Below are 24,138 nucleotides of genomic sequence, written 5' to 3' on the forward strand. Positions count from 1 at the left end.
ACCTGACCAAGCCCCTGACCGACCAGATCGCCAAGGCCTGGCGCGAACGCTGAGACCGGACGCGGGCGTCGAGCGCGACGCCCGCGCCGCTTGCGCGGGCTGCCCTCGTCTGCCAAGCCGCTTCCGCCCCGTCCTCTGGTGCGCGAGCGACGGGCGAGCGGGCGGAGCCGGCTGAGCATGCAATGTCTCGTCATCGGTGCGGGCGTCGTCGGCCTCGCGATCGCCAGGGCCCTCGCCGCGCGCGGCCACGACGTCATCGTGAGTGAGACCGAGGGCGCGATCGGGACCGGCGTGTCCTCGCGCAATTCCGAGGTGATCCACGCCGGCCTCTACTACCCGACCGGCTCGCTCAGGGCCCGCCACTGCGTCGAAGGGCGCCGGCGGCTCTACGCCTTCTGCGAGAGCCACGGCGTCGCGCATGCCCGCTGCGGTAAGCTCGTGGTCGCCACGAACGACGACGAGGGCGCCAAGATCGCGGCGATCCACGCGCAGGGCCTCGCGAACGGGGTCGAGGGACTGCATCTCCTCGACGGTGGCGCGGCCCGTGCCCTCGAGCCGAACCTCGCTTGCACCGGCGCACTCCTGTCCGAGGAGACCGGCATCGTCGACAGCCATGGCCTGATGCTAGCGCTCCGGGGCGACCTCGAGGAAGGCGGCGGCATGATCGCCTTCCACACCCCGGTCGAGGGCCTGTCGCGGCGCGCCGGGGGCTGGGTCGCGCGCTTCGGCGGCGCGAGTCCGGGCGAGATGGATTGCGCGGCCGTCGTCAACGCCGCGAGCCTCGGCGCGCAGGCCATCGCCGCCCGCACCGAGGGATACCCGACCGGGCGGGTACCGCCCCTGGTCCTCGCCAAGGGGCATTATTTCGGCTGCACGGGCAGGCCGGCCTTCCGGCACCTGATCTACCCGGCGCCCGTCGACGGCGGCCTCGGCACGCACCTGACCCTCGACCTCGCGGGGCGGATGCGGTTCGGACCCGATGTCGAGTGGATCGACCGGATCGACTACGCCGTCGATCCGGGCCGCAGCGCGGTGTTCTACGAATCGATCCGGCGCTACTGGCCCGGGCTGCCGGACGGCGCCCTGGTGCCGGATTATGCCGGGATCCGCCCGAAGCTCGTCGGGCGCGGCCAGGCGGCGGTCGACTTCCGCATCGACGGGCCGGCGGAGCACGGCCTGGCCGGCCTCGTCCAGCTCTTCGGCATCGAGAGCCCGGGCCTCACCTCCTGCCTGTCGCTGGCCGAGGACGTCGCCGACCGCCTCGACGCCTGAGCAGCCTCAGCCCTCCGGCGGATCCTGGACCGTCGCCGCGACGGCGTTCAGGGCCTCGCCGCAGCTCGCCGCCTGCTCGGGGGTGAAGCGCAGGATCAGCCTGGCCCCACCGAGCAGCATCGCCACGAGGACGGGCAGGCGCGCCGCGCTGAGGGTGCCCGTCTGCCAGCCGAGCACCGGCATGTGGGCGGCGTAGATCGGCTCGCCCGGCGCCGGGCGCGGATGCCCGGGCGAGCACACGGCGCTGGCGGCCAGCAGGGCGAGGCCGAGTTCCGCCGCCTGATCGGGCGCGATGTCCACCGGTATCGACCGCTCCCCGATCTGGATGCGGATCCTCGGATCGTCCGGGCCCATCTCGACGCCGAATGTTGCTTTCGGCAGTGTCCCACTCTCGCTCACGACCGTAACCCTGCGCAGTTTCGACGCTTCTGCCATGCCGGCCCCGTTCGCGTCGACCCACCCCCTCGGAGATGGGCGGTCAGGTTGCGAACGGGCGAAGCGCGCCGATCGGCGCTATCGGGTCACGGGGCGGCCTCCGGTCAGGCGACGCGGGTCGGCTGGCTGCTGCGCGCGAGGGTGCCGCGGCTGAGGAGGGCGCCGAGCTGGCTCGCGGCATCGGAGACCCGGGCCTGCACGCCCTCGTCCACCAGGATCCCGTCGCGGAAATCGGGATCGGAGGCGTAGACGGCCGTCGGCACCGCGAGCGCTCCGAAGAAGCCGAAGAGCGGCCGGAAGGCGTGCTCCACCACCAGCGCGTGGCGCGCCCCCCCGCCCGTCGCCGCGATCGCCACCGGCTTGTTCACCAGGGTCGTCGGCCCGACGAAATCGAACAGGTGCTTGAACAGCCCCGTATAGGCGCCCTTGTAGACCGGCGAGCCGACCACGAGGGCGTCGGCCTCCTCGATCGCCTCGACGATGCGCCGGGCCGGGAGGGAGAGGGCATCCCGCGTCCAGGCCGAGCCGAGGCCCGGACCCGCATCGACGATGTCGAACAGGCGGATTTCCGCGGGGATGCGGCTCGCGGCCTCGGTGGCGATGGCCTCGACCAGGGTGCGGGTCTTCGAGGGGCGCTGGACATTCGCGCTGAAGGCGACGATGCGCGGACGGGTCATGGGATCATTTCCGGAGTTGGGAACGAAGGTCAGGACGAGCGGAGCGCCCGGCGCGGATGCCCCAAACTGTGGTGACCGAGGCCGGCGCCGTCAATGAAACGATCTTCTGAAAGCGGGCTGGATCGGAGATGATCGGCTCTTCGCGAAGGGCTCGCGTAGTAGAGTGATCATCGAGGCCCGTGCACCACCGGCGATGAGCCTCGGGGACGCGGTCCTGACCGTTCCGCGTCTTGACCGGGCGGCCGCTGATCTTGCGCAGGTGCCTGGCCGGGTTCCGGGCCCGCGCGCCTCGACATGGCCGCCCCCGCTTCAACCGCGAGGAAAACATTCTTCTCTCCCGCTGCCGCCTGGATCGACAGCGGCCAGGAGCTCACCGCCAAGGACCCCTAGACGATCCAGGCCATCGGCGACCTGACCATCCGCCTCCACGCGGCCGAAGCCCTTCTCGACCGGGCCGGGCTCGCCCTCGACGCCGCGGTGGCGCAACCCGATTCCGGAAACGTCGCGGCGGCTCAGCTCGCGGTGGCGGAGGCCAAGGTGCTGACCACCGAGATTGCGCTCGCGGCGGCCGACATGCTGTTCGAGCTCCCCGGCACCCGCGCGACGCTTGCGGAGAACAACCGCGCCCGGCATTGGTGCAACGCCCGCACCCACACCCTGCACGATCCGGTGCGCTGGAATTACGCCCTTGTCGGCAACCACCGGCTCAACGGCGTCGCCCCGCCCTTCCACGCCTGGAGCTGAATGCCGGGATGGGGCCTCGCGCGGGGGCCGGCTCCGGCGCTACCCTTCGGCCATGCCGACCCTCCTTCTCACGCACCCGGCCTTCCTCCGGCACGAGCCGGGCGGCGCCCATCCCGAGCGTCCGGCGCGCATGCGGGCGATCGACGAGGCGCTGGCCGGCCCCGAATTCGCCGGGCTGCAGCGGGAGGCGGCGCCGCTCCGCGAGGATGCCGAGGCCCGCATCCTCCTGGCCCACAGCGCCCGGCACCTCGACCGGGTGCGGGCGGCGCGAGACGCCGCCTCGGCGCGCGACGCCGCCCAGCCGCAGCGGCTCGATCCCGACACGGTGATGTCCGCGGGTAGCTGGGAGGCGGCGCTGCGCGGCGTCGGCGCCGGCCTGCGCGCGGTCGATGCCGTGATGGACCGGGGTTCCGGCCTCGCCAACGCGTTCTGCCAGGTGCGCCCGCCCGGCCATCACGCCGAGCACGACCGGGCGATGGGCTTCTGCCTGTTCTCGAACGTCGCCATCGCGGCCCATTACGCCCGCGCCAAGCACGGCGCCGAGCGCGTGGCGGTGGTGGATTTCGACGTGCACCACGGCAACGGCACGCAGGAGATCTTCTGGGCCGACCGGGACCTGTTCTACGGCTCGACGCACCAGATGCCCTGGTTCCCGGGCACCGGCGCCGTCTCGGAGCAGGGGGTCGGCAACATCTGGAACGCGCCCCTGCGGGCCGGGGACGGCGGCGAGGTGTTCCGCGAGGCGGTGCGGAGCCGGATTCTCCCGGCCCTCGACGCCTTCCGGCCGGACCTGATCCTGGTCTCGGCGGGCTTCGACGCGCATGCGGACGACCCGCTCGGTCGCCTGCGGCTGGGGGCGGCGGACTTCACCTGGGTGACGGATGCCCTCGTGGAGGCGGCCCGGCGCCATTGCGGCGGGCGCCTCGTCTCGATGCTGGAGGGCGGTTACCTGCTGCCGGCACTCGCGCAGTCGGCCGCCGCGCATGTCCGGGCCCTGAGCCAGGGGGCCTGAGGGGCGGCCCCCCTCGGGCTCACGGGCACGGACCGGTGCGGCGCCCCGACTGGACCTCCGTCATCGTCATGTTCTTGCCGCCGAGTCGCATCGTGATGCGGCCCTCGAAGCGCTCCGCCGCCATCACGAACCGGGCGCTGCCGCGTGCCTGGTTCTTGCCGGCGCAGACGATGTCGAAGGTCAGCACCTCGCCCGCTCGGTCGACATTCGCCAAGGGGCACCCCGCGAGCGGCGTGTTGGCGCTCAGGGAGCCGAGCCCGTGGGCCCGCTCCGCATCCGCCGTGATGCAGAGGCTGGCGAGGCTGCGGCTGTTCAGGTCTTCGAGATGGGGCAGCTCGACCCGCGTCTCGACCGTGTACGCCCCGGGCATCGCCTCGGCGGCGGGCGCGGCCGATGCGGAAAGCCCCAGCGCGAGGGTCAAGCCGATTCGCGTCGCGATCCTGTCCATCATCCTGCGCACTCCACTGGCGGCGCTTTGGGGCAACGGCATCCGCCCCGTCAGGCAGCATGGATCCGGTTCGGGATCGTCCCGTTTCTTGCGCTCGTGTCCCACGCCCCGAGGCCTCCGACACCGGCCTCCGAGCGGTACCGGAAGGGGATGTCGTCGGCCCGTGTCCACAGGAGCGTGACGGGCCGGCCGGGAAGCGCTCGGGCGATCCGCAGGGCCTCGACCGCGTAGGCCGGGGCGACGAAGCGGCTCGATCCGCCGCCGAGCCGCACCGGGCACAGCGCGATGTCGTCGACGCCCGTCAGCGCCGCGATGGCGGTTCGCGCGCTCTGCGGGTGCTCGAGGCAGGCCCAGACCGTGGCGCGTCCCGCGGTGGACAGCGCGGTGGCCGAGGGGACTTCCGCGGGCGTCCCGGGCGGATCGGACAGGGCCGATTGCGGCGCGCGGGGCCGGTGGCTTGGCCCCGGGCGTATCCCGGGCTGAGCTTCGGGCGGCTCCCATCCGAGCCTGAGCGCATCGAGGCCGCGATGCGCGCTCCAGGTGTCGCGCGCGACGACGGCGACGCCACCGAGGCTCGTCGGCCCATCGTGGCCGAGGGGCGCGAGCGGCAGCACCGCGAGGACGCCCGGAAACGCCCGCGTGGCGTCCGGATCGAGCCGCGCGAGGCGCCAGCCGCGGAGCGGCGGCCGGGCGACGACGGCGCGCGCCAGGCCCGGCAGCCGGAGATCCGTCCCGAAGGGCGGCTCCGCCGGGGAAGCGGCCGCCGGCGCGAGCCCACGCCCGCTCAGCAGCAGGGCGGCGCTGCCCGCCAGAAAACTGCGCCTCGGCGGATCGGTGCAGCGTCCGGTCATCGGGTCCTCGTCGGCGGCGAAGGCTCCAGATGTCACGAGGCACGCCGGCTTCGCCAGCCCCGATCGCGCGAGCGGAGGCCGGAGGAGGAATCGCGGTGCGTCGCCGGCCCGCATCGCCTATCGGGCGCGGCCACGGAGGCCTAAGACAGACCCATGCGACGCGGCCGCCAAGCCCCATCGATCCGAAAGGCCGGCTTCAGCGAGACGGTCCCGATCGCCTGCACGGTGCCCTACGACTGGGATGGCATCCTCGGCTTCCTGGCCGCGCGGGCGATTCCCGGCGTCGAGATCGTGGGCCCGGACAGCTACGCGCGCACGATCCGCCTCGGCGGGTGCCACGGCACCGTCCGGGTCCACCGCGCGGGCGCGGCGGCGCTCGGTGCGACGATCCGCTTCCCCGATCCGGCGGGCATCGCCGAAATCCTGGCGCGCCTGCGCCGCCTCTTCGACGTCGCGGCCGATCCGGCCGCGATCGGGGCGCAGCTCTCCGCCGATCCCGCCCTCGCACCCCTCGTGGCGGCGCGCCCCGGTCTGCGCGTGCCCGGCGCCTGGGACGGGTTCGAGCTCGGCGTGCGGGCGATCCTCGGCCAGCAGGTCTCGGTGACGGCCGCGGGCCGGCTCGCCGCGACGCTCGTCCGAGCCTTCGGGGTTGCGCTCGGGCACGACGCGGAGCCCGGCCTGACCCACGTCTTCCCGTCCCCCGCCGACCTCGCCGAGGCGGATGCCGCGCTCGTCCTGAACATGCCACGCGCCCGGGGAGCGGCGATCCGGAGCCTCGCCGCCGCGGCCACCGCCGACCCGGCCCTGCTCGCCCCCGGGCCGAGCCTCGAGGCCGCCGCGGCGCGGCTGACGGCGCTGCGCGGCATCGGCCCCTGGACGGCGCAGTACATCGCCCTGCGGGCGCTGAAGGAGCCGGACGCCCTGCCGCCCGGCGATATCGGCCTGCTGCGCGCCCTCGACCAGGGGGAGGGGCGGCCGAGCCACGCGGGCCTCATCGCCCGCGCCGAGGCGTGGCGCCCGTGGCGGGCCTACGCGGTCATGCATCTCTGGGCGGCCGACGCCGAGGCCGCGCCGCCCCCGCGATTGGGGAGCAAGCGCCGGGATGCGGCGGCGGTCCGGATGGGCGAGGTTGCGGCATCGACCGGCGCCCCGGGCGCCGGAGCCAGCCCGAAGGACAACCCGATGCGACCCTCCGACCTGAAGAGCGAGACCAAGCCTCCCGCCGAGACCGAGCGTCCCGCCGAGACCGGCGACGCGGCGCGCTGGGCGGCCCTCGCCGCCCGCGACCCGCGGGCCGATGGCCGCTTCGTCTACGCGGTGCGCACCACCGGCGTGTATTGCCGCCCGAGCTGCGCCGCGCGGGCGGCGCGGCCCGAGAACGTCAGCTTCCACCCCAGCTGCGAGGCCGCCGAGGCGGCGGGGTTCCGGCCGTGCAAGCGCTGCCGCCCGAACGAGGCGCCGGTCGAGGCGCGCCACGCCGCCGCGATCGCCCGTGCCTGCCGGCTGATCGAGAGGGCCGAGACGCTGCCGCCCCTCGACGACCTCGCCCGCGCCGCCGGGATGAGCCCGTTCCACTTCCACCGCGTCTTCAAGCGGATCACCGGCGTCACGCCGAAAGCCTACGGGCGGGCGCGCCTCGCCGGGCGCATCGCCGAGGGGCTCCAGGGCGCCAGCACGGTGACCGAAGCAATCTACGAGGCCGGCTACCATTCCGCGAGCCGCTTCTACGCCGCCGAGCGCCTCGGCATGACGCCGACGGCCTATCGCCGGGGCGGCGCCGGGACGGTGATCCGGTTCGCGCTCGGCGAATGCAGCCTCGGGGCGATCCTCGTCGCGGCGACCGACCGGGGTGTCTGCGCCATCCTGCTCGGGGACGACCCCGACCAGCTCCTGCGCGACCTGCAGGATCGCTTCCCCGAGGCCGAGCTGCGCGGCGGCGAGGCCGCGTTCGAGGCGATGGTGGCGCAGGTCGTCGGCTTCGTCGAGGCCCCGGCCGGGGCCTTCGCGTTGCCCCTCGACATCGGCGGTACCGCGTTCCAGCAGCGGGTCTGGGAGGCCCTGCGGCGCATCCCGGCCGGCACCACGGCGAGCTATGCCGAGGTCGCCCGGGCGATCGGCGCGCCCGGCGCCGTGCGGGCGGTGGCCCAGGCCTGCGGCGCCAACGCCATCGCGGTGGCGATCCCCTGCCACCGGGTCGTGCGCTCGGACGGGGCCCTCTCGGGCTACCGCTGGGGCGTGGCGCGCAAGCGCGACCTCCTCGCCCGCGAGGGCGTCACCCGATGACGGAGGCGCTCAACGGGCTCGACTGGGCCGGGATCGCGGCGGATCTCGACGCATTCGGCTGCGCCGCGATGGGCCGGCTCCTGGCGCCCGAGGCCTGCGCCGGGCTGCGCGCCCTCTACCGGGAGGACGCGCCCTTCCGCAGCCGCATCGTCATGGCGCGGCACGGCTTCGGGCAGGGGGAGTACAAGTATTTCGGCTACCCGCTGCCGGACCCGATCGCGCAGCTGCGCCCGCGCCTCTACGAGCGGCTGGTGCCCATCGCCAATCGCTGGAACGCCGCGATGGGGCTGCCGGTCCGCTACCCGGCGCGGCATGCGGCGTTCCTGGCGCGCTGCCACGCGGCCGGCCAGGGACGGCCGACGCCGCTGCTGCTGCGCTACGGGCCGGGCGACTACAATTGCCTGCATCAGGACCTCTACGGCGAGCACGTCTTCCCGCTGCAGGTCGCGATCCTGCTCTCCGAACCGGGCCGGGATTTCACGGGCGGCGCGTTCGTCGTCACCGAGCAGCGCCCCCGCAGGCAGTCGCGGGCCGAGGTGGTGCCGCTCGCCCGCGGCGAGGCCGTGGTCTTCGCCGTCCACACCCGGCCGGTGGCGGGCACGCGCGGCACCTACCGGGTGAGCCTGCGCCACGGGGTCAGCCGGGTGCGCTCGGGCGAGCGGCTCACCACGGGCATCATCTTCCACGACGCCGCCTGACGCCGCCGCCCAGGCGCGCGGGCGGCCGGGCCCGCGCGCCTCGCTCAGGCCGCCGAGGCGATCGTCGAGGTCGCCCCCTCCGTCGCGTCCAGGAAGGCGTGCGCGTCCTCCCTGCGCTCGAAGATGTGCGGCGCGAGCCCGCGCTTGCGCAGGGCCTCCTGCATCTTGAGGCGCAGGAAGGCGCTGGTCGCGTAGCGGGTCGAGGTCACATAATGATACTTTATCATGTACTCGATCATCTCGGCATAGTCGTCGTACAGGTTCTCGGTGATGCGGAACCCGTCGTGGTTGACCACCGAGTTGACCCGCTGGCCGGCCTTGAGGCACGCGGTCTCCAGAACCTGCCGCAGGGCGTCGATGTCGCCCTTGGAACGCACCTGCCAGCCCTCGAGGTTGACGAAGAGCAGGTTGCGGCCGGCATCGTAGCTGACGCGCTCGCTGAGGTTCAGGTTCAGCAGGTCGGCGAGCAGTTCCATCGGCTCCTCGCGGAAGATCCGCAGGTCCATGGTGATCGGGTTCTCGATGATCGGCGTGAAGGCCATGTGCGCGAGGATGTCCCGGCCGATATCGATGCCGGGCGCCACCTCGATCAGCTCGAGGCCGCGCTTCGTCAGGTGGAAGACGCAGCGCTCCGTCACGTAGAGCACCGGCTGGTTGCGCTCCTGCGCGAAGGGGCCGCTGAAGGTGTTCTGCTCGACCTTTTCGACGAACTTGCGCGAGCGGCCCTCCTGCAGGATGCGCAGCTTGCCCTCCTCGATCCGGGTCTCGAGGCCCCCCGCCGTGAAGGTGCCGGCGAAGATCACCTTGCGGGCGTTCTGCGAGATGTTGATGAAGCCGCCACAGCCGTTGAGGCGACCGCCGAAGCGGCTGGTGTTGACGTTGCCCTCGCCGTCGCACTCGGCCATGCCGAGGCAGGTCATGTCGAGGCCGCCGCCGTCGTAGAAGTCGAACATCTGGTTCTGGTCGATGATGCAGTCGGCGTTGGTCGCCGCGCCGAAGCTCGACCCGCTCGCCAGCACGCCCCCGACGGCGCCGGCCTCCGTGGTGAGGGTGATGTAGGGGGTGACCTTCTCCTCGGCGGCGATCGACGAGATCCCCTCCGGGGCGCCGACCCCGAGATTGACCACGCCGTTCGGCGGCAGCTCGAAGGCGGCGCGGCGCGCGATGATCTTGCGGGCGTCGAGGGGCATCCGCTTCATGGCACCGACCGGGACCCGGATCTCGCCCGCGAGCGCCGCGTCGTGCACGACGCCGTAGTTCATCCGGTGCTGCTCGGGCTCGGCCACCACGACGCAATCGACCAGCATGCCGGGCACGCGCACGTCCTTCGGCTTGATCGAGCCCTGCTCCACGATGCGCTCGACCTGCGCGACGACGATGCCCCCGTTGTTGCGGGCGGCCATGGCCTGGGCGAGGTTGTCGAGGGTGAGCGCCTCCTTGGCCATGCAGATGTTGCCCGAGGGGTCGGCCGAGGTGCCGCGGATGAAGGCGACGTCGATCTTGGTCGCCGTGTAGAACAGCCACTCCTCGCCATCGACCTCGACGAGCTTCACGATGTCCTCGCGGGTGACGTCGTTGACGCGGCCGCCGCCGTGGCGCGGATCGACATAGGTCTTGAGGCCGACTTTGGAGAAGAGGCCCGGCTGGCCCGCCGCGCAGGCGCGGTAGAGCTGCGAGATCACCCCCTGGGGCAGGTTGTAGCCGCGGATCTTGTTCTCCTGCGCGGCCTGGGCGACCTTCGGCATCCGGCCGAAATTCGCCGCGATCACCCGGCTGAGCAGGCCCTCGTGGTGCAGGCGGCCGGTCCCGAGGCCTTTGCTGTCGCCCGCGCCCGCGGTCATGATCAGGGTGAGGTCGCGTGGTGCGCCGGAGGCGACGAAGCGGCGCTCAAGCGCCGCGTGCAGGGCCTCTGGGATGCAACTCTGAACGAAGCCCGTCGTGGTGACGACGTCGTCGTCCCGGATCAGCGCGATCGCCTCGTCGGCGGTGATGACCTTATTTTTCCGCATGAGACCTCTATTCCTCCTGTCGCCTCCTCTCGTGCCGGTTTTGCAAGTATTATCCTGCTGAGGACGGCGCGGCGGAAGTCTTTCTTCGACGGACGGCGCGAGCGTAGTGAGCGGCGCCGTCCTCCGCAAGAGGAAGCGGTCTGATCTTGCGGCGCGGCAAGGTCCTGTTGCGGCGCACTTGGCAAATCCGTGACAGGCTGCGCGGCGCGCGGCGACTGGCCGGCATCCTGTATGCCAAAAACCGACCGTGTTCACGGCCGAACATTTCGCAGAGCGCCGAACGCCCTCATCTCGACGGTGCGGCGGCCCGTTTCGACTTGGGTCGAGCGTGTTTTGTATTTTGAATTTCACGACAGAGCGGGCTTCGCGCGCCAGGCTCAATCCTTGAGGATCAGGTCCTGGATGCGCGCGGTGAGCATCTCCATCACGAAGGGCTTGGTCAGGACCTGCATGCCCGGATCGAGCTGACCGTTCCCCAGCACCGCGTTCTCGGCGTAGCCGGTGATGAACAGCACCTTCAGCTCCGGTCGCGCGGCCCGGCCGGCATCCGCCATCTGGCGCCCGTTCATGCCGCCCGGAAGGCCGACATCGGTGACGAGGAGATCGATGCGCGCGTCCGATTGCAGGATGCGCAGACCCGCGGCGCTGTCGGGAGCCTCGATGGCGGTGTAGCCGAGTTCCTCCAGGGCCTCCGTCACCAGCATGCGCACGGTCGGCTCGTCGTCGACCACGAGCACGGTCTGGCCCTGCTCGGCGCGGGGCACCGCCGTCGCGGCGCTCGGCAGGTCCGCCTCGTCCGTGGCGCCCCAGTGGCGCGGCAGGTAGAGGCAGACCATCGTGCCCTCGCCGAGCTCGGAATAGATCCGCACCTGCCCGCCCGATTGCCGGGCGAAGCCGTAGATCATCGAGAGGCCGAGGCCGGTGCCGGCGCCGATCGGCTTCGTGGTGAAGAACGGGTCGAAGGCGCGCTTGATCACCTCGGGCGTCATGCCGGTCCCGGTGTCGCTGACGCAGAGGGAGACGTACTGGCCGGGGGTGAGATCCTGCTCGCGGGCGGCGCGCTCGTCGAACCAGCGGTTGCCGGTCTCGATGGTCAGGCGCCCGCCCTCCGGCATGGCGTCGCGGGCGTTGATGCAGAGGTTCAACAGCGCGTTCTCGAGCTGGTTCGGGTCGGCCAGCGTGCTCCAGAGCCCGCTCGCGGTGACGACTTCGACGGTGATGCCGGGGCCGACCGAGCGCCGGACCAGCTCTTCCATGCCGGAGACGAGGCGATTCACGCTGGTGGGCTTCGGGTCGAGGGTCTGGCGGCGCGAGAAGGCGAGCAGGCGATGGGTGAGCGCGGCAGCCCGCTTCGAGGCGCCCTGCGCGGCGTTGACGTAGCGATCGATCTCGCCGAGCCGGCCCTGCGCGAGGCGCGATTGCAACAGTTCCAGGCTCCCGGAGATGCCCGTCAGCAGGTTGTTGAAATCGTGCGCGATGCCGCCGGTGAGCTGGCCCACCGCCTCCATCTTCTGGGCCTGACGGAAGGCGTCCTCGAGCTCGCGCTGCTCGGTGACGTCGCGGCCGACCGCGTGGAGATGGCCCTCGCCCGGCACCGCCGTCCAGGACAGGATGCGGTACGAGCCGTCCTTGTGGCGGTAGCGGTTCTCGAAGCGCGGCGTTATCAGCCCGTCCCGCAATCGCCCGGTCTCCGCGAGCGTCCGGTCGAAGTCGTCCGGATGGACGAGGTCGAGGAAGCGCGTGCCCGCGAGGTCCGGCTCGGTCCAGCCGAGCGTCTCGGTCCAGGCCGGGTTCACCGCGTGGATGACGCCGTCGAAGCCCGCGATCAGCATGATGTCCTTGGACAGGCGCCACATCCGGTCGCGCTCGCGCGTGCGCTCGGCGACCTGCGCCTCCAGGCTCTCGTTGAGCCGGCGCAGCACGTCCGCGGCCTCGCGCCGGGCCCGGGCAAGCTTGAGGTTCGATTCCACCCGCGCCAGCAGCTCGCGCGCCGAGAACGGCTTCGTCAGGTAATCGTCCGCCCCGGCGCCCACGCCCACGATCTGCGCCTCCTCGCCGGCCCGGGCCGAGAGCAGGATCACCGGCACGGCCCGCAGGGCGGGGTCGGCCCGCAGGGCGGCGAGGAGGCCGAACCCGTCGAGGCCCGGCATCATCACGTCGGAGAGCACGAGGTCGGGGGGCGCGGCCCGGGCCGAGGCGAGCGCCGCGGCGCCGTCCGCGACCGCCTCGACGCGGTAGCCCCGGGCGTCGAGGAGGCGGCGCACGTAATCGCGCATGTCGGCGTTGTCGTCGGCGAGGAGCACCCGCTCGGCCCGGGCGGGATCGACGGGCCGCTCGCCGGCGGGGTCGACCGCAACCGTGTCCGGCGCGGCGATGAGCGCGTCCCCCGCGCTCGCGAGCCAGCGCTTGGCCTCCTCGACGAAGGCCTGCGCGCGCGTCGCCGTCGAGGTGGCGGTGCGCGCGGCCCGGATCCGGTCGGCCGGAAGGTGATCGCTGCCGAGCGGGACCTCGACCCGGAAGGTGCTGCCCTCTCCGGGGCGGCTCTCGACGCTGACGGTGCCGCCGTGGAGGTTCGTCAGCTCCTGCACCAGGGCGAGGCCGATGCCGGATCCCTCGAAGCTGCGCCCCTGCGCGCCCTCGACCCGGTGGAAGCGCTCGAACAGGCGGGGCAGCTCGGCCTCGGCGATGCCGGTGCCGGTGTCGCTGACCGAGAGGCGGACGCGGCCCCCGGCCGCCGACACCGCCACCCGGATCCCCCCCGCGAGGGTGAACTTGAAGGCGTTCGAGATCAGGTTGAGGACGATCTTCTCCCACATCTCCCGGTCGACGAGGGCGGGTTCGGCCAGGGGCTCGCAGGCGACGTCGAGGGACAGACCGGCCTGCTCGGTGGCCGAGCGGAAGCTCGAGGCCAGCTCCGCCGTGAAGGCGCCGAGCTCGGTCGGCTCGAACACCGCCTGGATGCGCCCGGCCTCGATCCGCGAGAAGTCGAGCAGGGCGTTCACGAGCTTGAGGAGGCGCAGGCCGTTGCGGTGGGCGACCTCGACGAGGCGCCGGTTGTCCGGCAGCACCTCGGTCTCGGCCTTGCGGATCACCTCCTCGAGGGGGCCGAGCATCAGGGTCAGCGGGGTGCGGAACTCGTGGCTGACATTCGAGAAGAACACGGTCTTCTGCCGGTCGATCTCCGCGAGCGCCTCGGCGCGGCGGCGCTCCTGCTCGTAGGCGTTGGCGTTGGCGAGCCCGGTGGCGATCTGGCCGACGAAGAGGTCGACAAAGCCCCGGTAGCCCTCGTCGAGGGGCCGGTAGGGGTTGAGCCCCGCCACGAACAGGGCCGCCGGTCCGTCCTGGCCCTGCTGCGCGATCGGCAGGATCAGCACGTGGCTCGGCGGCCGGCCCCAGGGGCCGCCGGGCAGGTCCGCGAAGTCGGGGCCGAGGCTGCGGACCGGGGTCGGCCCGGGGCTCGCCCCGCTCGCCTGCCCGGCGAGCGCGCCGATGCTGGCGCGCGCCGCCGGGCCGGTCGCGGCATGGCCGGCCGGGATGCCCGCCCGCGCCAGGATCCCGGCGCCGGCGTCGTCGCGCCCGGTCTGGTAGGCGACCGAGAAGGGCAGGTCGGGCGCGCCCTCCTGGAGGCAGCCCTCGATGACGGCGCCGACTTCCGCGACGGTGCGGATGCCGGCCATGCCGGCCCCGAGGTCGCGCAGCTTGCGCAGGCGCCGCTCGCCGATGACGCGCTCGGTGTCCTCCGAAACGACGCAGAGCATGCCCGTGACGGTGCCGGCATCGTCGGCGAGCGGCGAGTACGAGAAGGTGTGGTAGGTCTCCTCCGCGAAGCCGCTGCGCTCCAGGAACAGGAGCAGCCCCTCGTCCCAGGTGGCCTCGCCGGTGGCGAGCACCCGGTCGATGCGCGGGCCGATATCGGGCCAGATCTCGGCCCAGACCGCGTCGGAGCGCGAGCCGAGCGCCCAGGTCTCCTTGACGCCGAGCGTCGGCTTGTAGGCGTCGTTGCAGAAGAAGATCAGATCGGGGCCCCACGCCATCCACATGGCGAAGCGCGAGGCCAGCATCACCCGCACCGCCGTGCACAGGGATTGCGGCCAGGATTCCATCGGCCCGAGCGGGGTCGCGGCCCAGTCATGGGCGCGCAGGCGGGCTCCCATGATTCCGCCGCCGGGAATACGCGTCCGGTCCGGCGTCGCGAGGGCCTCGGGCATCGGGGGTTACAGCCTCGTGTCTGGACGGCTCGGCGGCATCCGGGCCGGCCCACTGCACCATGTTGCCCGAGATCGCCAGAGAACTGCCAGGCTGTCCGCGAGTTCCCGCGGCGCGTGCGACGGGGCCGCCGAGCGCATTCGGCCGCGTCAGGCCGCGTCAAGCCGGGACTGGCCGCGTCCGCCTCGGCCGTGCCCGGCCGCGGGCCTCGCCCTCGGGCGCCGGGGCCGGGACCTCGACCGGGACCTCGGCCGGGGCCGGGAACCCGGGGGAGGCCGCCTGCTGCATGTCCTGCAGGCGCTCCAGGAAGGCGGCGGCGAGTTGGGCCCGCTCGCCCGGGTCCGGGCTGCCGCGGCGCAGGATCAGGCGGTTCCCACGCCGCTCGATCGCGTCCCCGAGATCGCATGGCGCGGCGGCGGGGCCCGCGCGGAGATCCGCCGCGATCCCCTCCGGGCCGCCGCTGAGGCGGGTGATGCCGAGCTGCACGCAGGCCGTGCGCAGCTCCGCCAGGGTCATCAGGTCCTCAACCGCGCGCGGCAGCGGGCCGAACCGGTCCTCGACCTCGCCCCGCAAGGCCGCCACCTCGTGGCGCTCGCGCAGGCGCAGCAGCCGGGTGTAGAGGCCGACGCGCAGCTCGGGCTCGGGCACGTAATCCCCGGGCACGCAGCCCGAGAGGCCGAGGCGGATCTCCGGGCTCCAATCCTCAGCGGGCTCCCCCTTCGCGGCGCGCAGGGTCAGCTCCAGGAGGTGCTGGTAGAGCCCCAGCCCGATCAGCTTGACGTGCCCGGCCTGGACATCGCCCACGAGGTCGCCCGCCCCGCGCAGGTCGAGGTCGCGGGCGCTGATGGCGAAGCCCGCGCCGAGGCGGTCGAGGGCCTCGAGGGTGCGCAGCCGCTTCTCGGTGGCGGCCGACAGGGGCTGCGCCGGATCGCCCAGCAGGTAGGCGACGCCCCGGCGCTGGCCGCGCCCGACCCGGCCCCGCAGCTGGTGCAGCTGGGCGAGGCCGAAGCGGTCGGCGCGCCAGACCAGCATGGTGTTCGCCCGCGGCACGTCGAGGCCGCTCTCGATGATGTTGGTGGCCAAGAGCACGTCGCCCGCGCCGTCGGCGAAGCGCACCATCACCTCGTCCATCTCGACGGGCTTCAGGTCGCCGTGCGCCACCAGGATCTCGAGTTCCGGGGCGATCTCGGCGAGACGCGCGCGCATCGGGGCGATGTCCTCGATGCGCGGGCAGACCACGAAGCTCTGGCCGCCGCGCCGGTGCTCGCGCATCAGTGCCGCCCGCACAGGTTCGGCCGCGAAGGGCGTGATCACGGTGCGGATCGGCTGGCGCACCGCGGGCGGCGTCGCGATGACGCTGAGGCTCTGCAGCCCGACGAGGGCCGATTGCAGGGTGCGGGGGATCGGCGTCGCCGTCAGGGTGAGGACGTGCCCGCCCGCCGCCGCCGCGCGCAAGGTCGACTTCATCTTGGCGCCGAAGCGCTGCTCCTCGTCGATGATGGTCAGCCCGAGATCGGCGAAGCGCAGGCCGCGCCCGGCGAGCGCCTGCGTGCCGACGACGAGGCGGATGCTGCCGTCGGCGAGACCCGCCTTGACGCGCTTCGCCTCGGCGGGGCTCGCGAGACGGGAGAGCTGCTCGGCCGCGATGCCGAAGCGGGCGAAGCGCCGGCGGAAGGTCTCGAGATGCTGGCGGACCAGCACCGTGGTCGGGGCCAGGAGGGCGACCTGCTTGCCGGAGAACAGCGCCGCCGCGGCCGCGCGCAGCGCCACCTCGGTCTTGCCGAAGCCGACATCGCCGCAGACGAGACGGTCCATCGGCCGGCCGCCCGCGAGGTCCGCCACCACGCCGTCCACCGCGCTCGCCTGGTCCGGCGTCAGGGCGAAGCCGAACCCGGCGGCGAAGCGCTCCATCTCCCGCTCGGGCGGGACCAGCGCGTCGGCGCGGGCGCCGTGGCGGGCGGCCGCCTCGTCGAGCATGCGCCGCACCGTGTGGGCGATGGCGGCCTCGGCGGCGCAGCGCCGCTTCTGCCAGGCGCCCCCCTCGAGCCGGTCGAGGGTGACGGCATCGGCCTCGGAGCCGTAGCGCCAGATCCGGTCGGCCTGGGAGACCGGGACCATCAGGGTGTCGTCGCCGGCAAACCGCAGGCGCAGGGCGTCCCCGGTCTCGCCCTCGGCGTGGGTGATCCGCTCCAGACCCTCGAAGATGCAGAGGCCGTGGTCGCGGTCGATCGCGACGTCGCCGACGCGCAGATCGACCTCGCCCATCGGCAGGACGGGCGGCTGCCCCCCGGTGGATGCCTCCCCGCGCTGCCCCAGGAGGTCGGCCGCCGCGATCGCCGTGAGACCGTGCTCGGGGGCCCGGAAGCCCGCATCGAGGGGCGCCTCGATCGCCAGGATCTCGCCGGGCTTGCCCGCGAGCGCCGCCGACCAGTCCGGCACCAAGCGGACCGGGCGCTCGGCGATCCTCTGGGCCTGGCGCGCGAGGCGGCGGAGCGCCGGCGCCGGACCGGCGAGCAGGATGCGGTCCCCTGCCTTCAGGCGCTCGCGCAGGCAGCGCGCGAAGGCCACGTTCGGCCGGCGGTCGCGGGCGAAGACGGGGATCGCGCCGGATCCGCCCTCGCTCGCGGTCGCCAGCCGACGCTCGGACAGGAGCACGGCCCAGTCGGCGGCGCCGCAGTAGAGCGCGTCGCCGGCCGCCTGCCTGCGCGCCGCCTGCGCGGCGTTCTCCTGCCCGTCCGCGATCTGCTCGAAGAAGGCGCGGGCCCGCTCCTCGGTGCCCGTCTCGATCACGAGGCGGGCCTCGGGCCGATAATCGAGCACGTTCGCGAGGTGCGGATAGAAGCGCGCCAGCCGGTGCTCCTGGCCGGTGAACGGCGCCAGCCGCTCGGCCGCGTCCGGCGCCAGGATGATCTCGGTGGCGGGGTCGATCACCAGCAGGGTGACCTCGGCGACGGAGCGCTGCGAGACGGCGTCGTAGGAGCGGATCGCCGTGATGCGGCGGTCGTCGTGCTCGATCCGGCAGGGGCGGGGAGCCGCGGCCGGGAAGACGTCGATCACCCGGCCGCGCAGCGCGACCTCGCCGGGCTCGTCGACCCGGTCGTCCTCGATGTAGCCGAGGCGGCGCAGCTCCGCCACGACCTCCTGCGGGTCGATGGCGTCGCCGACGCGCAGCTCGAGATGCGCCCCGGCCCAGGTCGCGGCCGGGGGCACGCGCTGGATCAGGGCGGGCGCCGTCGTCAGCACGAGGTCGGGCCGGGCGGCGTCGTCGGTCAGCCAGCGCATCACGCCGGTGCGCGCCCCCATCACCCCGCGCGAGGGCGAGGCGCGGTCGAAGGGCAGGCAATCCCATTCCGGGTAGATCGCGACGCCCTGCTCCGGCGCGAGCGCCCGGAGCAGGGCGGCGAGACGCTCGAGCCGGCGGGTGTCGCGGGCCACGTGGACCAAGGGCCGCGCCGATCGGGCGAGGTCGAGGAGCGCCACCGCGAGGGCGCCCAGCGGCATCCGGGGCGCGGTCGTCTCGCCCTCGAAATCCGTCCGTGCCTGCTGCTTCCGTTCGGCCAATGGGGGCTCCGCGCGACCAATCTCCCGGGCTGCAGGAACGCGCGACCGGCGCGGCGGGGTTCCGGCCGCGCCGGCCCGGTCCCCAGGATTCGGGTGGTCCGGCGCCCGGACACGGGTGGCCCGTCGACCGATCCGCCCCGCCGCGCGTTGACCCGTCTCGATGGGGTGTCCCGCGCCGCAGCCTCACCCCGGCGCCCCCCTCCCGCAGGAGCAACCGCCCGCCCATGACCATCACGCACCCGCTCTACGCGAGCCAGAACGGCGACCGCTGGTCGCTCTGCCGCGGCGCCGACGTGGCGGATGTCTACGTGCTCCACGAGGCGAATCCGGCCTCGGGCGGCCAGATGTCGCGGATCGCCCTCGGCCCCTTCCTGGCCGGACCGGCGGGGGCGCCCGAGCGGCAGGAGGCGCTGCGCCTGATCGGCGCGCTCATGGAGCGGGCCGCGCAGATGCGCCCGGCGACCCCGGCCGCGCCCGAGCCCGGCGCCGCCGCGGCCGAGCCGACCCCGGGGGAGGCGCTGCGCTGAGGCGCGGCCGGCGCGCCGGCTCAGTGCCAGTCCGGCCGGTGGCGGTGCGGCACCCGGCCGACGAACAGGGCGACGAAATCCAACGGCTCCGGCCGATGCGCCGGCGCGCAGAGCCGGAAATCCCCGAGGCCGCGCACCTGCAGCCAGCGGCGATAGGTGCGCTCGCGGGCGTCGAAGGTCTTGCGCAGGTAGCTGCCGGGCTCGCCCCGGTGGAGCGCCGCGCCGGGATCGGCGCCGCCGCGCCCTCCGCCGAAGCGGCGCATCACCTCGGCGCGCCAGCGCTCGTCGGCGGCGCTGAACAGGAGGTCCGAGTTGCGGCGTTCGTCGAAGAGCATCCTGCACCGTCCGGGTCCGGCTATGCAGTCATACTACGTAGTTTTTCGGAGCCGGGAAGGGCGGAGATCCGGTCCTGGCGACCGGGCGATCGGCGTGTGCGGCAGACCCGCGGCCTATTCGACCAATGGTCGATTGCACCGGGCCCGGGCCCGCGTAGTCTGGCGCCGTTCCCATCGGGAACGTTCCTTCTGAACCTTCGGCCCGCCCGGCGTCTCTCCCGCCGCGGCGGGTTGTTTTTTGCCGTGCGGAGAGCGGCGGGCAGATGTCGGGATGCTCTGCCCGCCAGTCTTGGCACAAGCGATCGTCGAGCAAGTCGGCATCCGCGGGGCGCGATCTTTGCCGATGACGGTCGTGATATCGATCATCACCGGCATTGTATCGTATTCGGCGCGTCCTGAGCTGACGTTTCGAGCGGACCGGCATCACAGGCAATCCGTCGACCGACGCGCGAAAACTATCATTTCTGTATTCAAATTCGCTCGCCCGATCCATGATGGTTTTAAGATCTTGATCATAGCCGTCATGCACGATGTCAGCCGACTTTCCTCAGGTCGAGCGGCACGATGGCTAAGTGGATTCCCGGGGTCGCCACGTTCGGGCTGTTATGCCTCATGATCATTCCGGCGCCCGGAATCTGGGGCGTCCTGATCGGCGGCGTCTGCACGCTGGCGATCATCGTCAGCGCTGCCCTGTGGCTGCTCGACCGGGTGGCGAGCCGTATCCTGGCCTGGCGGGACCGGACGCGCTCCCGGCGCGGGGGAGGGCGCCGCGCCGTGCATGCGGGCTCCGGCATGGCCCGGAAAGTCTGACGCGGGGCCGATCTCGGGCCGCGTTCGGGGCCGGCACCCGCCAGGCCCTGCCGTGCCCGCCCGAGCGCGGCCTCGACGGCCCGGCACTCGCCGCCTTCGAGCGCCAGGAGGAGCAGGCCGACGCGCTCCGCCAGCACGCGACCCTCGCGAGCGCCGCCGGGTCGCTGTGAGGCTTCAGGAGCGCCGCGGGGTATGAGCTCAGCGCAGCGGCCGGATCGTGAAGCTGTGCGCGATCCGCCCCGGCACCAGCCGGAAGTCGGTCTCGCGGGCCCGGGCCAGCCCCTCGGCGTCGAGGCACTCGATGGCCTCGCGGGCCTTGGTCTCGGACATGTTGGTGCGCGCCGCGATGTCGGCGCAGCTGAGGTTCTGCACCGTGCCGCGCCGGTCCGCGAGCGCCGCCAGCAGGACGTAGAGCTTGAGGGCGTTGAGGTCCCGGGCGTAGCGGCTGGTGAAGCGGTGCAGGTCGGCGATCCGCAAGTCCGGGGCGTCGCGGTCGAGGGGCGCGTGCGCGATCCGGGCGTAGCGGGGCGGGCCGGGCGCGTCGGTGAGGCGGTAGCGGACCCGGCGGCCCTGGCCCTCATGCGTCACCGCGATGAGCCCCTGCGCCGTCAGCAGGCGCTTTCCGGCCGAGAGCACCGGCGAGGACAGGCCGGCGAGCGCCGTGAGCTGCGCGTAGGACAGGAGCGCCGCCACCGGCTCGGGGCCGGCCTCGTCCGCCTCCGCCATCAGCGCCACCGCGAGCAGGATCTTGAGGGCCGCCGCCGAGCGGCCCGCATGGGCCGGCTCGCTGCGGAAGCTCCGCAGGCCGCCGTCGCGCACCCAGCCGCAGGGCAGGCGCGAGGCGCCGCGCGGCGCGATGTCCGGGCCGAGGCGGTCCGCGACGTCGCCCGGCGGCTCGGTGCGGCGGGAGACGAGATCTCCGGAGCGCAGGAGCGTGTAGTTCATCCGACCAGGCACCCCTGCCGCAGGTCGGCCTCGACCGTCTCGCCCGCGAGGGTCCGGGCGAGACGCCGGGCGATGCCGACGAGGGCCGAGACCATCGGGGTGCCCGGCTCCTGCTTCGGCGCCACGAGGCCGATCGTGTGGCAGATGTCGGGGGCGACGATCGGGATCGCGCGCACGCCCTGCATCGGCCCCAGCGTGTCGGCCAGGATCGCCGGCATGATGGTGGCCCATTGCAGCGTGCGCACATGGGTCATCAGCACGATCATCGAGTTCGATTCGAGGGTCGGCGCCGGCTCGCTGCCGGAGGCGCGCAATTGCTGATCGATGATGCGCCGGTTCTGCATGTCCGGCGTGAGCAGGCACAGGGGGATGCGGCTCACCTCCGCCCAGGTGACGTGGGCGCGCCCGTCATAGGCGCCCCCCGCGGCGGTCAGCAGGCGGTAGCGCTCCTGGTAGAGCGGCACGGCGGTGACGCGGCCGAGGGGCTCGTTGTCGAGGTAGGTGAGGCCGGCATCCGCCTCGAGATTCTCGAGGAGGGCCAAGATCGCCGTCGAGGTGGTCGATTCCACGCTGAAGCGCACGTCCGGGTAGCGCGCCCGGTAGGGCGTCGTCAGGGAGGCGACCATCGGCAGCGCCGTCGGGATCGCGGCGATGCGCAGGTGCCCGGCCGGCCCGTGCCGCAGCGTCGCCACGTCCTCCCGCATGGCCCGGGCATCGGCGACGATGCGGCGCCCCCAGGTCAGGACGCGCTCGCCTTCCGGTGTGAAGCCCTGGAAGCGCGAGCCCCGCTGCACCAGCCGGACGCCGAGGCGATCCTCCAGGCTCTTCACCCCCGCCGACAGGGTCTGCTGGGTGACGCCGCAGAGCTCGGCCGCGCGGCCGAAATGCTGCTCACGCGAGAGGGCGAGGAGGAAGTCGAGCTTGTCGATCACGGCGACGCAGTACGGATCCGGTTCCCGTGCGGGTCACGAGGTCATCTGTGGTAGAATGATGCTGCGGGCGCTTCAATATGAAGTCCGATGCTGTTACGGCCGGGACGCGGATCGGCGCGGTCTCGCCCCGCCTCGGGTCCGCCCGCCGCATAGGTGAATGCTCCGCGTGACGCTAAGCTGCCGGCCGCCCCGACGGCGGAGAGCCCCGACCCCGATGATGCACCGATTCCGCGACCAAGGCCGCGCCCCCCGCGCCGCGCTCCGGCGGCACCTCCTCGCCGGCCTCGCCCTGCTGCTCGCCGGGCTCGCAGGCCCGGGCGCCGAGGCGCGGCCCTTCGTGGACGCGGCGGGCCGCACGGTCGAGATTCCGGACAAGGTCTCGCGCGTGCTCGCCGCCGGCCCGCCCGCCTCGGTCCTGATCTACACCCTGGCGCCGGCCCGGATGATCGGCTGGGTCCGGGCTCCGCACCCGGACGAGAAGCCCTTCCTGGCGCCCGAGACCCGCGAGCTTCCGGCCTACGGGCGCCTGACCGGCCGGGGCAACACCGCCAATGTCGAGGCGGTGCTCGCCATGAAGCCCGACCTCATCGTCGATGTCGGCGCCACGGGCCCGACCTACGCCTCGCTCGCCGACCGCGTCCAGGCCCAGACCGGCATCCCCTACATCCTCCTCGACGGCAGCTTCGCCACCACCCCCGACACCTATCGGCGCTTCGGCGCGCTGATCGGCGAGGAGGCCCGCGCGGAGGAACTCGCGGCGGATGCGGAGGGCATCCTCGCCGAGGTGCGGGCGAAGGTCGGGGCCCTGCCCGAGGAGAAGCGGCCGCGGGTCTATTACGGGCGCGGCCCGCGCGGGCTCGAGACCGGGCTCGCCGGCTCGATCAACACCGAGATCCTCGACGTCGCCGGTGCGCGCAACGTCGCGGCGGCGGCGGGGCAGGGCGGGTTGACCGCGGTCTCTCCCGAGCAGGTCCTGGCCTGGAACCCGGACGTGATCCTGACCCTCGATCCCGCCTTCCGCGAGGGCCTCGCGCGCGATCCGCTCTGGAGCGGCCTCGCGGCCGTCAGGGCGGGGCGGATCTACCAGACGCCGCGGCTGCCCTTCGGCTGGTTCGACGCGCCGCCCGGGGTCAACCGGCTGATCGGCCTGCGCTGGCTCGCGGCGATCCTCTACCCGGACCTGTTCCCGCAGCCGCTCGCTGAGGCGACCCGCGACTTCTACCGGCGCTACTACCACGTCGCCCTCGACCCGGCGCAGGTCGACGCCCTGCTGGCCGGCGCCCGGCCGGGCGAGGGGAAGCCCCCTGAGGGCAAGCCCGCCGAGGCCCGGCCGTGACGCGCTCCGCCGCGCCCGCAGCCGCGGGCGTCGGGGCCGGGCGGCGCCTCGCGACCCTGGCGCGGCGGGCCGGCCCGCTCCTCGCGCTGGCGCTGCTGGCGCTCCTCTCCCTCTCGGTCGGCAAGTTCGGGGTCCCGGCCCGGGACGTGTTCGCGGTGCTCGGGGCCAAGCTCCTCGGGCTCGTCTCGGGGGTCGACCCCACCGCCCAGACCGTGGTGCTGCAGGTCCGGCTCCCCCGGGTCGCGGCGGCGCTCGTGGTCGGCGGGGCGCTCGCCGCGGCGGGCGCGACCTATCAGGGCCTGTTCCGCAATCCCCTGGTCTCGCCCGACATCCTCGGGGTCTCGGCGGGGGCGAGCCTCGGGGCGGTGCTCGGCATCTTCCTGGCGCTGCCCGTGGCGGCGATCCAGGGCCTCGCCTTCCTCGGCGGCCTCGGCGCCGTCGGGATCGTCTACGCGGTCGGCGCGGCGGTGCGCCGGCACGACCCGGTGCTGACCCTCGTGCTCGCCGGCGTCGCGGTCGGGGCGGTGCTCGGCGCGGCGATCTCGCTCCTCAAGGTCCTGGCCGACCCCTACAACCAGCTGCCCGCCATCACCTACTGGCTGCTCGGCAGCCTCGCGGCGGTCACCCTCGGGGATGTCGGGGCGATCCTGCCGGCGATCCTCCTCGGCCTGCTGCCCCTGGTCCTGCTGCGCTGGCGCATGAACCTGATGAGCCTCGGCGAGGAGGAGGCGCGGGCGCTCGGCGTCGAGACCCGGCTCCTGCGCCCGCTCTTCATCGCGAGCGCGACGCTGATCACCGCCGCGGCGGTCTCGGTCACCGGGGTGATCGGCTGGATCGGCCTGCTCGTGCCCCACGTCGCCCGCCTGCTCGTCGGGCCGGATTTCCGCCGCCTGCTCCCCGCCGCCCTGGTCCTCGGGGCCGGCTACCTGCTCGCCGTCGACCTCGCGGCCCGCACCCTCGCGGCGATCGAGGTGCCCCTCGGCATCCTCACGGCCTTGATCGGCGCGCCGTTCTTCCTCTGGCTGCTCGCCACCGCCCGCCGGGGCTGGGCGTGAGC

The 24,138-nt window shown here is 73.5% G+C and carries 18 protein-coding genes and 2 pseudogenes; 10 read left to right on the forward strand and 10 right to left on the reverse strand.

The window, feature by feature from the left end:
• The first annotated feature begins 177 nt into the window (after window positions 1-177).
• Entirely contained in the window at window positions 178-1,272 is a 1,095-nt protein-coding gene (locus F6X51_RS23215) for an NAD(P)/FAD-dependent oxidoreductase (RefSeq protein WP_150966053.1), read from the forward strand.
• A 6-nt stretch (window positions 1,273-1,278) separates the two neighbouring features.
• Here the strand turns inward: F6X51_RS23215 and F6X51_RS23220 are convergent, their stop codons facing one another.
• Window positions 1,279-1,572, reverse strand: a complete 294-nt coding sequence (locus F6X51_RS23220; RefSeq protein ID WP_150966054.1) for a hypothetical protein — start codon at window positions 1,570-1,572, stop codon at window positions 1,279-1,281.
• 239 nt (window positions 1,573-1,811) lie between these two features.
• Window positions 1,812-2,384, reverse strand: coding sequence for an FMN reductase (gene msuE, locus F6X51_RS23225; RefSeq protein WP_150966055.1), 573 nt, complete (start codon window positions 2,382-2,384; stop codon window positions 1,812-1,814).
• 345 nt (window positions 2,385-2,729) lie between these two features.
• On the opposite strand from msuE, the pseudogene F6X51_RS23230 reads away from it, so the two are divergent.
• Both F6X51_RS23230 and F6X51_RS23235 read left to right on the forward strand, forming a co-directional pair.
• A pseudogene (locus tag F6X51_RS23230) lies at window positions 2,730-3,128 on the forward strand (acyl-CoA dehydrogenase family protein); the annotation flags it as partial.
• 52 nt (window positions 3,129-3,180) lie between these two features.
• Window positions 3,181-4,140 carry a histone deacetylase family protein gene (locus tag F6X51_RS23235; RefSeq protein WP_150966056.1) on the forward strand — a complete coding sequence of 320 codons (960 nt, stop codon included), beginning with the start codon at window positions 3,181-3,183 and terminating at the stop codon, window positions 4,138-4,140.
• A gap of 19 nt (window positions 4,141-4,159) precedes the next feature.
• On the opposite strand, the gene F6X51_RS23240 is transcribed toward F6X51_RS23235, so the two are convergent.
• Together F6X51_RS23240 and F6X51_RS23245 are read right to left on the reverse strand one after the other, a co-directional pair.
• Window positions 4,160-4,591: a DUF3617 domain-containing protein gene (locus F6X51_RS23240; protein WP_246696977.1), complete on the reverse strand. Its 432-nt coding sequence runs from the start codon at window positions 4,589-4,591 to the stop codon at window positions 4,160-4,162.
• Between the two features lie 47 nt (window positions 4,592-4,638).
• Complete coding sequence (locus tag F6X51_RS23245; protein ID WP_150966057.1) at window positions 4,639-5,439, reverse strand: xanthine dehydrogenase family protein molybdopterin-binding subunit; 801 nt, start codon at window positions 5,437-5,439, stop codon at window positions 4,639-4,641.
• Between the two features lie 153 nt (window positions 5,440-5,592).
• Between F6X51_RS23245 and F6X51_RS29090 the strand changes: the two are divergent.
• From F6X51_RS29090 to F6X51_RS23255, 3 genes and pseudogenes are all read left to right on the forward strand, one after another.
• Window positions 5,593-5,934, forward strand: a pseudogene (locus tag F6X51_RS29090) (AlkA N-terminal domain-containing protein); the annotation flags it as partial.
• 687 nt (window positions 5,935-6,621) lie between these two features.
• Entirely contained in the window at window positions 6,622-7,722 is a 1,101-nt protein-coding gene (gene ada, locus F6X51_RS28390) for a bifunctional DNA-binding transcriptional regulator/O6-methylguanine-DNA methyltransferase Ada (RefSeq protein WP_210250335.1), read from the forward strand.
• Window positions 7,719-8,420 carry a 2OG-Fe(II) oxygenase gene (locus F6X51_RS23255; RefSeq protein WP_150966059.1) on the forward strand — a complete coding sequence of 234 codons (702 nt, stop codon included), beginning with the start codon at window positions 7,719-7,721 and terminating at the stop codon, window positions 8,418-8,420. Before ada ends, F6X51_RS23255 begins: the two co-directional genes overlap by 4 nt.
• Window positions 8,421-8,464: 44 nt before the next feature.
• On the opposite strand, the gene F6X51_RS23260 is transcribed toward F6X51_RS23255, so the two are convergent.
• The 3 genes from F6X51_RS23260 to F6X51_RS23270 all read right to left on the reverse strand — a co-directional run bounded on the left by F6X51_RS23260 (window position 8,465) and on the right by F6X51_RS23270 (window position 18,136).
• The gene (locus F6X51_RS23260) at window positions 8,465-10,429 is read right to left on the reverse strand and encodes an acyl CoA:acetate/3-ketoacid CoA transferase (RefSeq protein WP_150966060.1); all 1,965 of its coding nucleotides are present in this window, start codon (window positions 10,427-10,429) and stop codon (window positions 8,465-8,467) included.
• Between the two features lie 377 nt (window positions 10,430-10,806).
• Entirely contained in the window at window positions 10,807-14,637 is a 3,831-nt protein-coding gene (locus F6X51_RS23265; RefSeq protein ID WP_150966061.1) for an ATP-binding protein, read from the reverse strand.
• 157 nt (window positions 14,638-14,794) lie between these two features.
• Window positions 14,795-18,136 carry a helicase-related protein gene (locus F6X51_RS23270; RefSeq protein ID WP_150966091.1) on the reverse strand — a complete coding sequence of 1,114 codons (3,342 nt, stop codon included), beginning with the start codon at window positions 18,134-18,136 and terminating at the stop codon, window positions 14,795-14,797.
• Window positions 18,137-18,420: 284 nt separating this feature from the next.
• On the opposite strand from F6X51_RS23270, the gene F6X51_RS23275 reads away from it, so the two are divergent.
• A complete protein-coding gene (locus tag F6X51_RS23275; RefSeq protein ID WP_150966062.1) occupies window positions 18,421-18,723 on the forward strand; it encodes a hypothetical protein in 303 nt (100 codons plus the stop codon).
• A 20-nt stretch (window positions 18,724-18,743) separates the two neighbouring features.
• Here F6X51_RS23275 and F6X51_RS23280 read toward each other — a convergent pair whose 3' ends face one another.
• Window positions 18,744-19,058, reverse strand: a complete 315-nt coding sequence (locus tag F6X51_RS23280; RefSeq protein WP_150966063.1) for a hypothetical protein — start codon at window positions 19,056-19,058, stop codon at window positions 18,744-18,746.
• A 564-nt stretch (window positions 19,059-19,622) separates the two neighbouring features.
• Here F6X51_RS23280 and F6X51_RS23285 point away from each other — a divergent pair.
• The gene (locus F6X51_RS23285; protein ID WP_150966064.1) at window positions 19,623-19,868 is read left to right on the forward strand and encodes a hypothetical protein; all 246 of its coding nucleotides are present in this window, start codon (window positions 19,623-19,625) and stop codon (window positions 19,866-19,868) included.
• A 198-nt stretch (window positions 19,869-20,066) separates the two neighbouring features.
• Here F6X51_RS23285 and F6X51_RS23290 read toward each other — a convergent pair whose 3' ends face one another.
• Entirely contained in the window at window positions 20,067-20,813 is a 747-nt protein-coding gene (locus F6X51_RS23290) for a hypothetical protein (RefSeq protein ID WP_150966065.1), read from the reverse strand.
• The gene (locus F6X51_RS23295) at window positions 20,810-21,745 is read right to left on the reverse strand and encodes a LysR family transcriptional regulator (RefSeq protein WP_150966066.1); all 936 of its coding nucleotides are present in this window, start codon (window positions 21,743-21,745) and stop codon (window positions 20,810-20,812) included. Before F6X51_RS23295 ends, F6X51_RS23290 begins: the two co-directional genes overlap by 4 nt.
• Before the next feature lie 214 nt (window positions 21,746-21,959).
• Here F6X51_RS23295 and F6X51_RS23300 point away from each other — a divergent pair, with 214 nt between their 5' ends.
• Window positions 21,960-23,081, forward strand: coding sequence for an iron ABC transporter substrate-binding protein (locus F6X51_RS23300; RefSeq protein WP_246696978.1), 1,122 nt, complete (start codon window positions 21,960-21,962; stop codon window positions 23,079-23,081).
• On the forward strand, window positions 23,078-24,136 hold the full coding sequence (locus F6X51_RS23305) for a FecCD family ABC transporter permease (protein ID WP_407658668.1): 1,059 nt from the start codon (window positions 23,078-23,080) through the stop codon (window positions 24,134-24,136). The genes F6X51_RS23300 and F6X51_RS23305 overlap by 4 nt, the downstream gene beginning before the upstream one ends.
• Window positions 24,137-24,138 lie beyond the last annotated feature (2 nt).

It is taken from the genome of Methylobacterium planeticum (assembly GCF_008806345.1).
In the GTDB taxonomy this organism is placed as follows: Bacteria; Pseudomonadota; Alphaproteobacteria; order Rhizobiales; family Beijerinckiaceae; genus Methylobacterium; species Methylobacterium planeticum.

What these genes read in the sequence shown, in the direction of transcription:
- F6X51_RS23240 (WP_246696977.1), bottom strand. Translation starts at nt 4,591, where the DNA reads ATGATGGACAGGATCGCGACGCGAATCGGCTTGACCCTCGCGCTGGGG.
- F6X51_RS23270 (WP_150966091.1), bottom strand. Translation starts at nt 18,136, where the DNA reads ATGCCGCTGGGCGCCCTCGCGGTGGCGCTCCTCGACCTCGCCCGATCG.
- F6X51_RS23280 (WP_150966063.1), bottom strand. Translation starts at nt 19,058, where the DNA reads ATGCTCTTCGACGAACGCCGCAACTCGGACCTCCTGTTCAGCGCCGCC.
- F6X51_RS23215 (WP_150966053.1), top strand. Translation starts at nt 178, where the DNA reads ATGCAATGTCTCGTCATCGGTGCGGGCGTCGTCGGCCTCGCGATCGCC.
- F6X51_RS23290 (WP_150966065.1), bottom strand. Translation starts at nt 20,813, where the DNA reads ATGAACTACACGCTCCTGCGCTCCGGAGATCTCGTCTCCCGCCGCACC.
- F6X51_RS23265 (WP_150966061.1), bottom strand. Translation starts at nt 14,637, where the DNA reads ATGCCCGAGGCCCTCGCGACGCCGGACCGGACGCGTATTCCCGGCGGC.
- F6X51_RS23275 (WP_150966062.1), top strand. Translation starts at nt 18,421, where the DNA reads ATGACCATCACGCACCCGCTCTACGCGAGCCAGAACGGCGACCGCTGG.
- F6X51_RS23235 (WP_150966056.1), top strand. Translation starts at nt 3,181, where the DNA reads ATGCCGACCCTCCTTCTCACGCACCCGGCCTTCCTCCGGCACGAGCCG.
- ada (WP_210250335.1), top strand. Translation starts at nt 6,622, where the DNA reads ATGCGACCCTCCGACCTGAAGAGCGAGACCAAGCCTCCCGCCGAGACC.
- F6X51_RS23245 (WP_150966057.1), bottom strand. Translation starts at nt 5,439, where the DNA reads ATGACCGGACGCTGCACCGATCCGCCGAGGCGCAGTTTTCTGGCGGGC.
- F6X51_RS23260 (WP_150966060.1), bottom strand. Translation starts at nt 10,429, where the DNA reads ATGCGGAAAAATAAGGTCATCACCGCCGACGAGGCGATCGCGCTGATC.
- msuE (WP_150966055.1), bottom strand. Translation starts at nt 2,384, where the DNA reads ATGACCCGTCCGCGCATCGTCGCCTTCAGCGCGAATGTCCAGCGCCCC.
- F6X51_RS23255 (WP_150966059.1), top strand. Translation starts at nt 7,719, where the DNA reads ATGACGGAGGCGCTCAACGGGCTCGACTGGGCCGGGATCGCGGCGGAT.
- F6X51_RS23285 (WP_150966064.1), top strand. Translation starts at nt 19,623, where the DNA reads ATGGCTAAGTGGATTCCCGGGGTCGCCACGTTCGGGCTGTTATGCCTC.
- F6X51_RS23300 (WP_246696978.1), top strand. Translation starts at nt 21,960, where the DNA reads ATGATGCACCGATTCCGCGACCAAGGCCGCGCCCCCCGCGCCGCGCTC.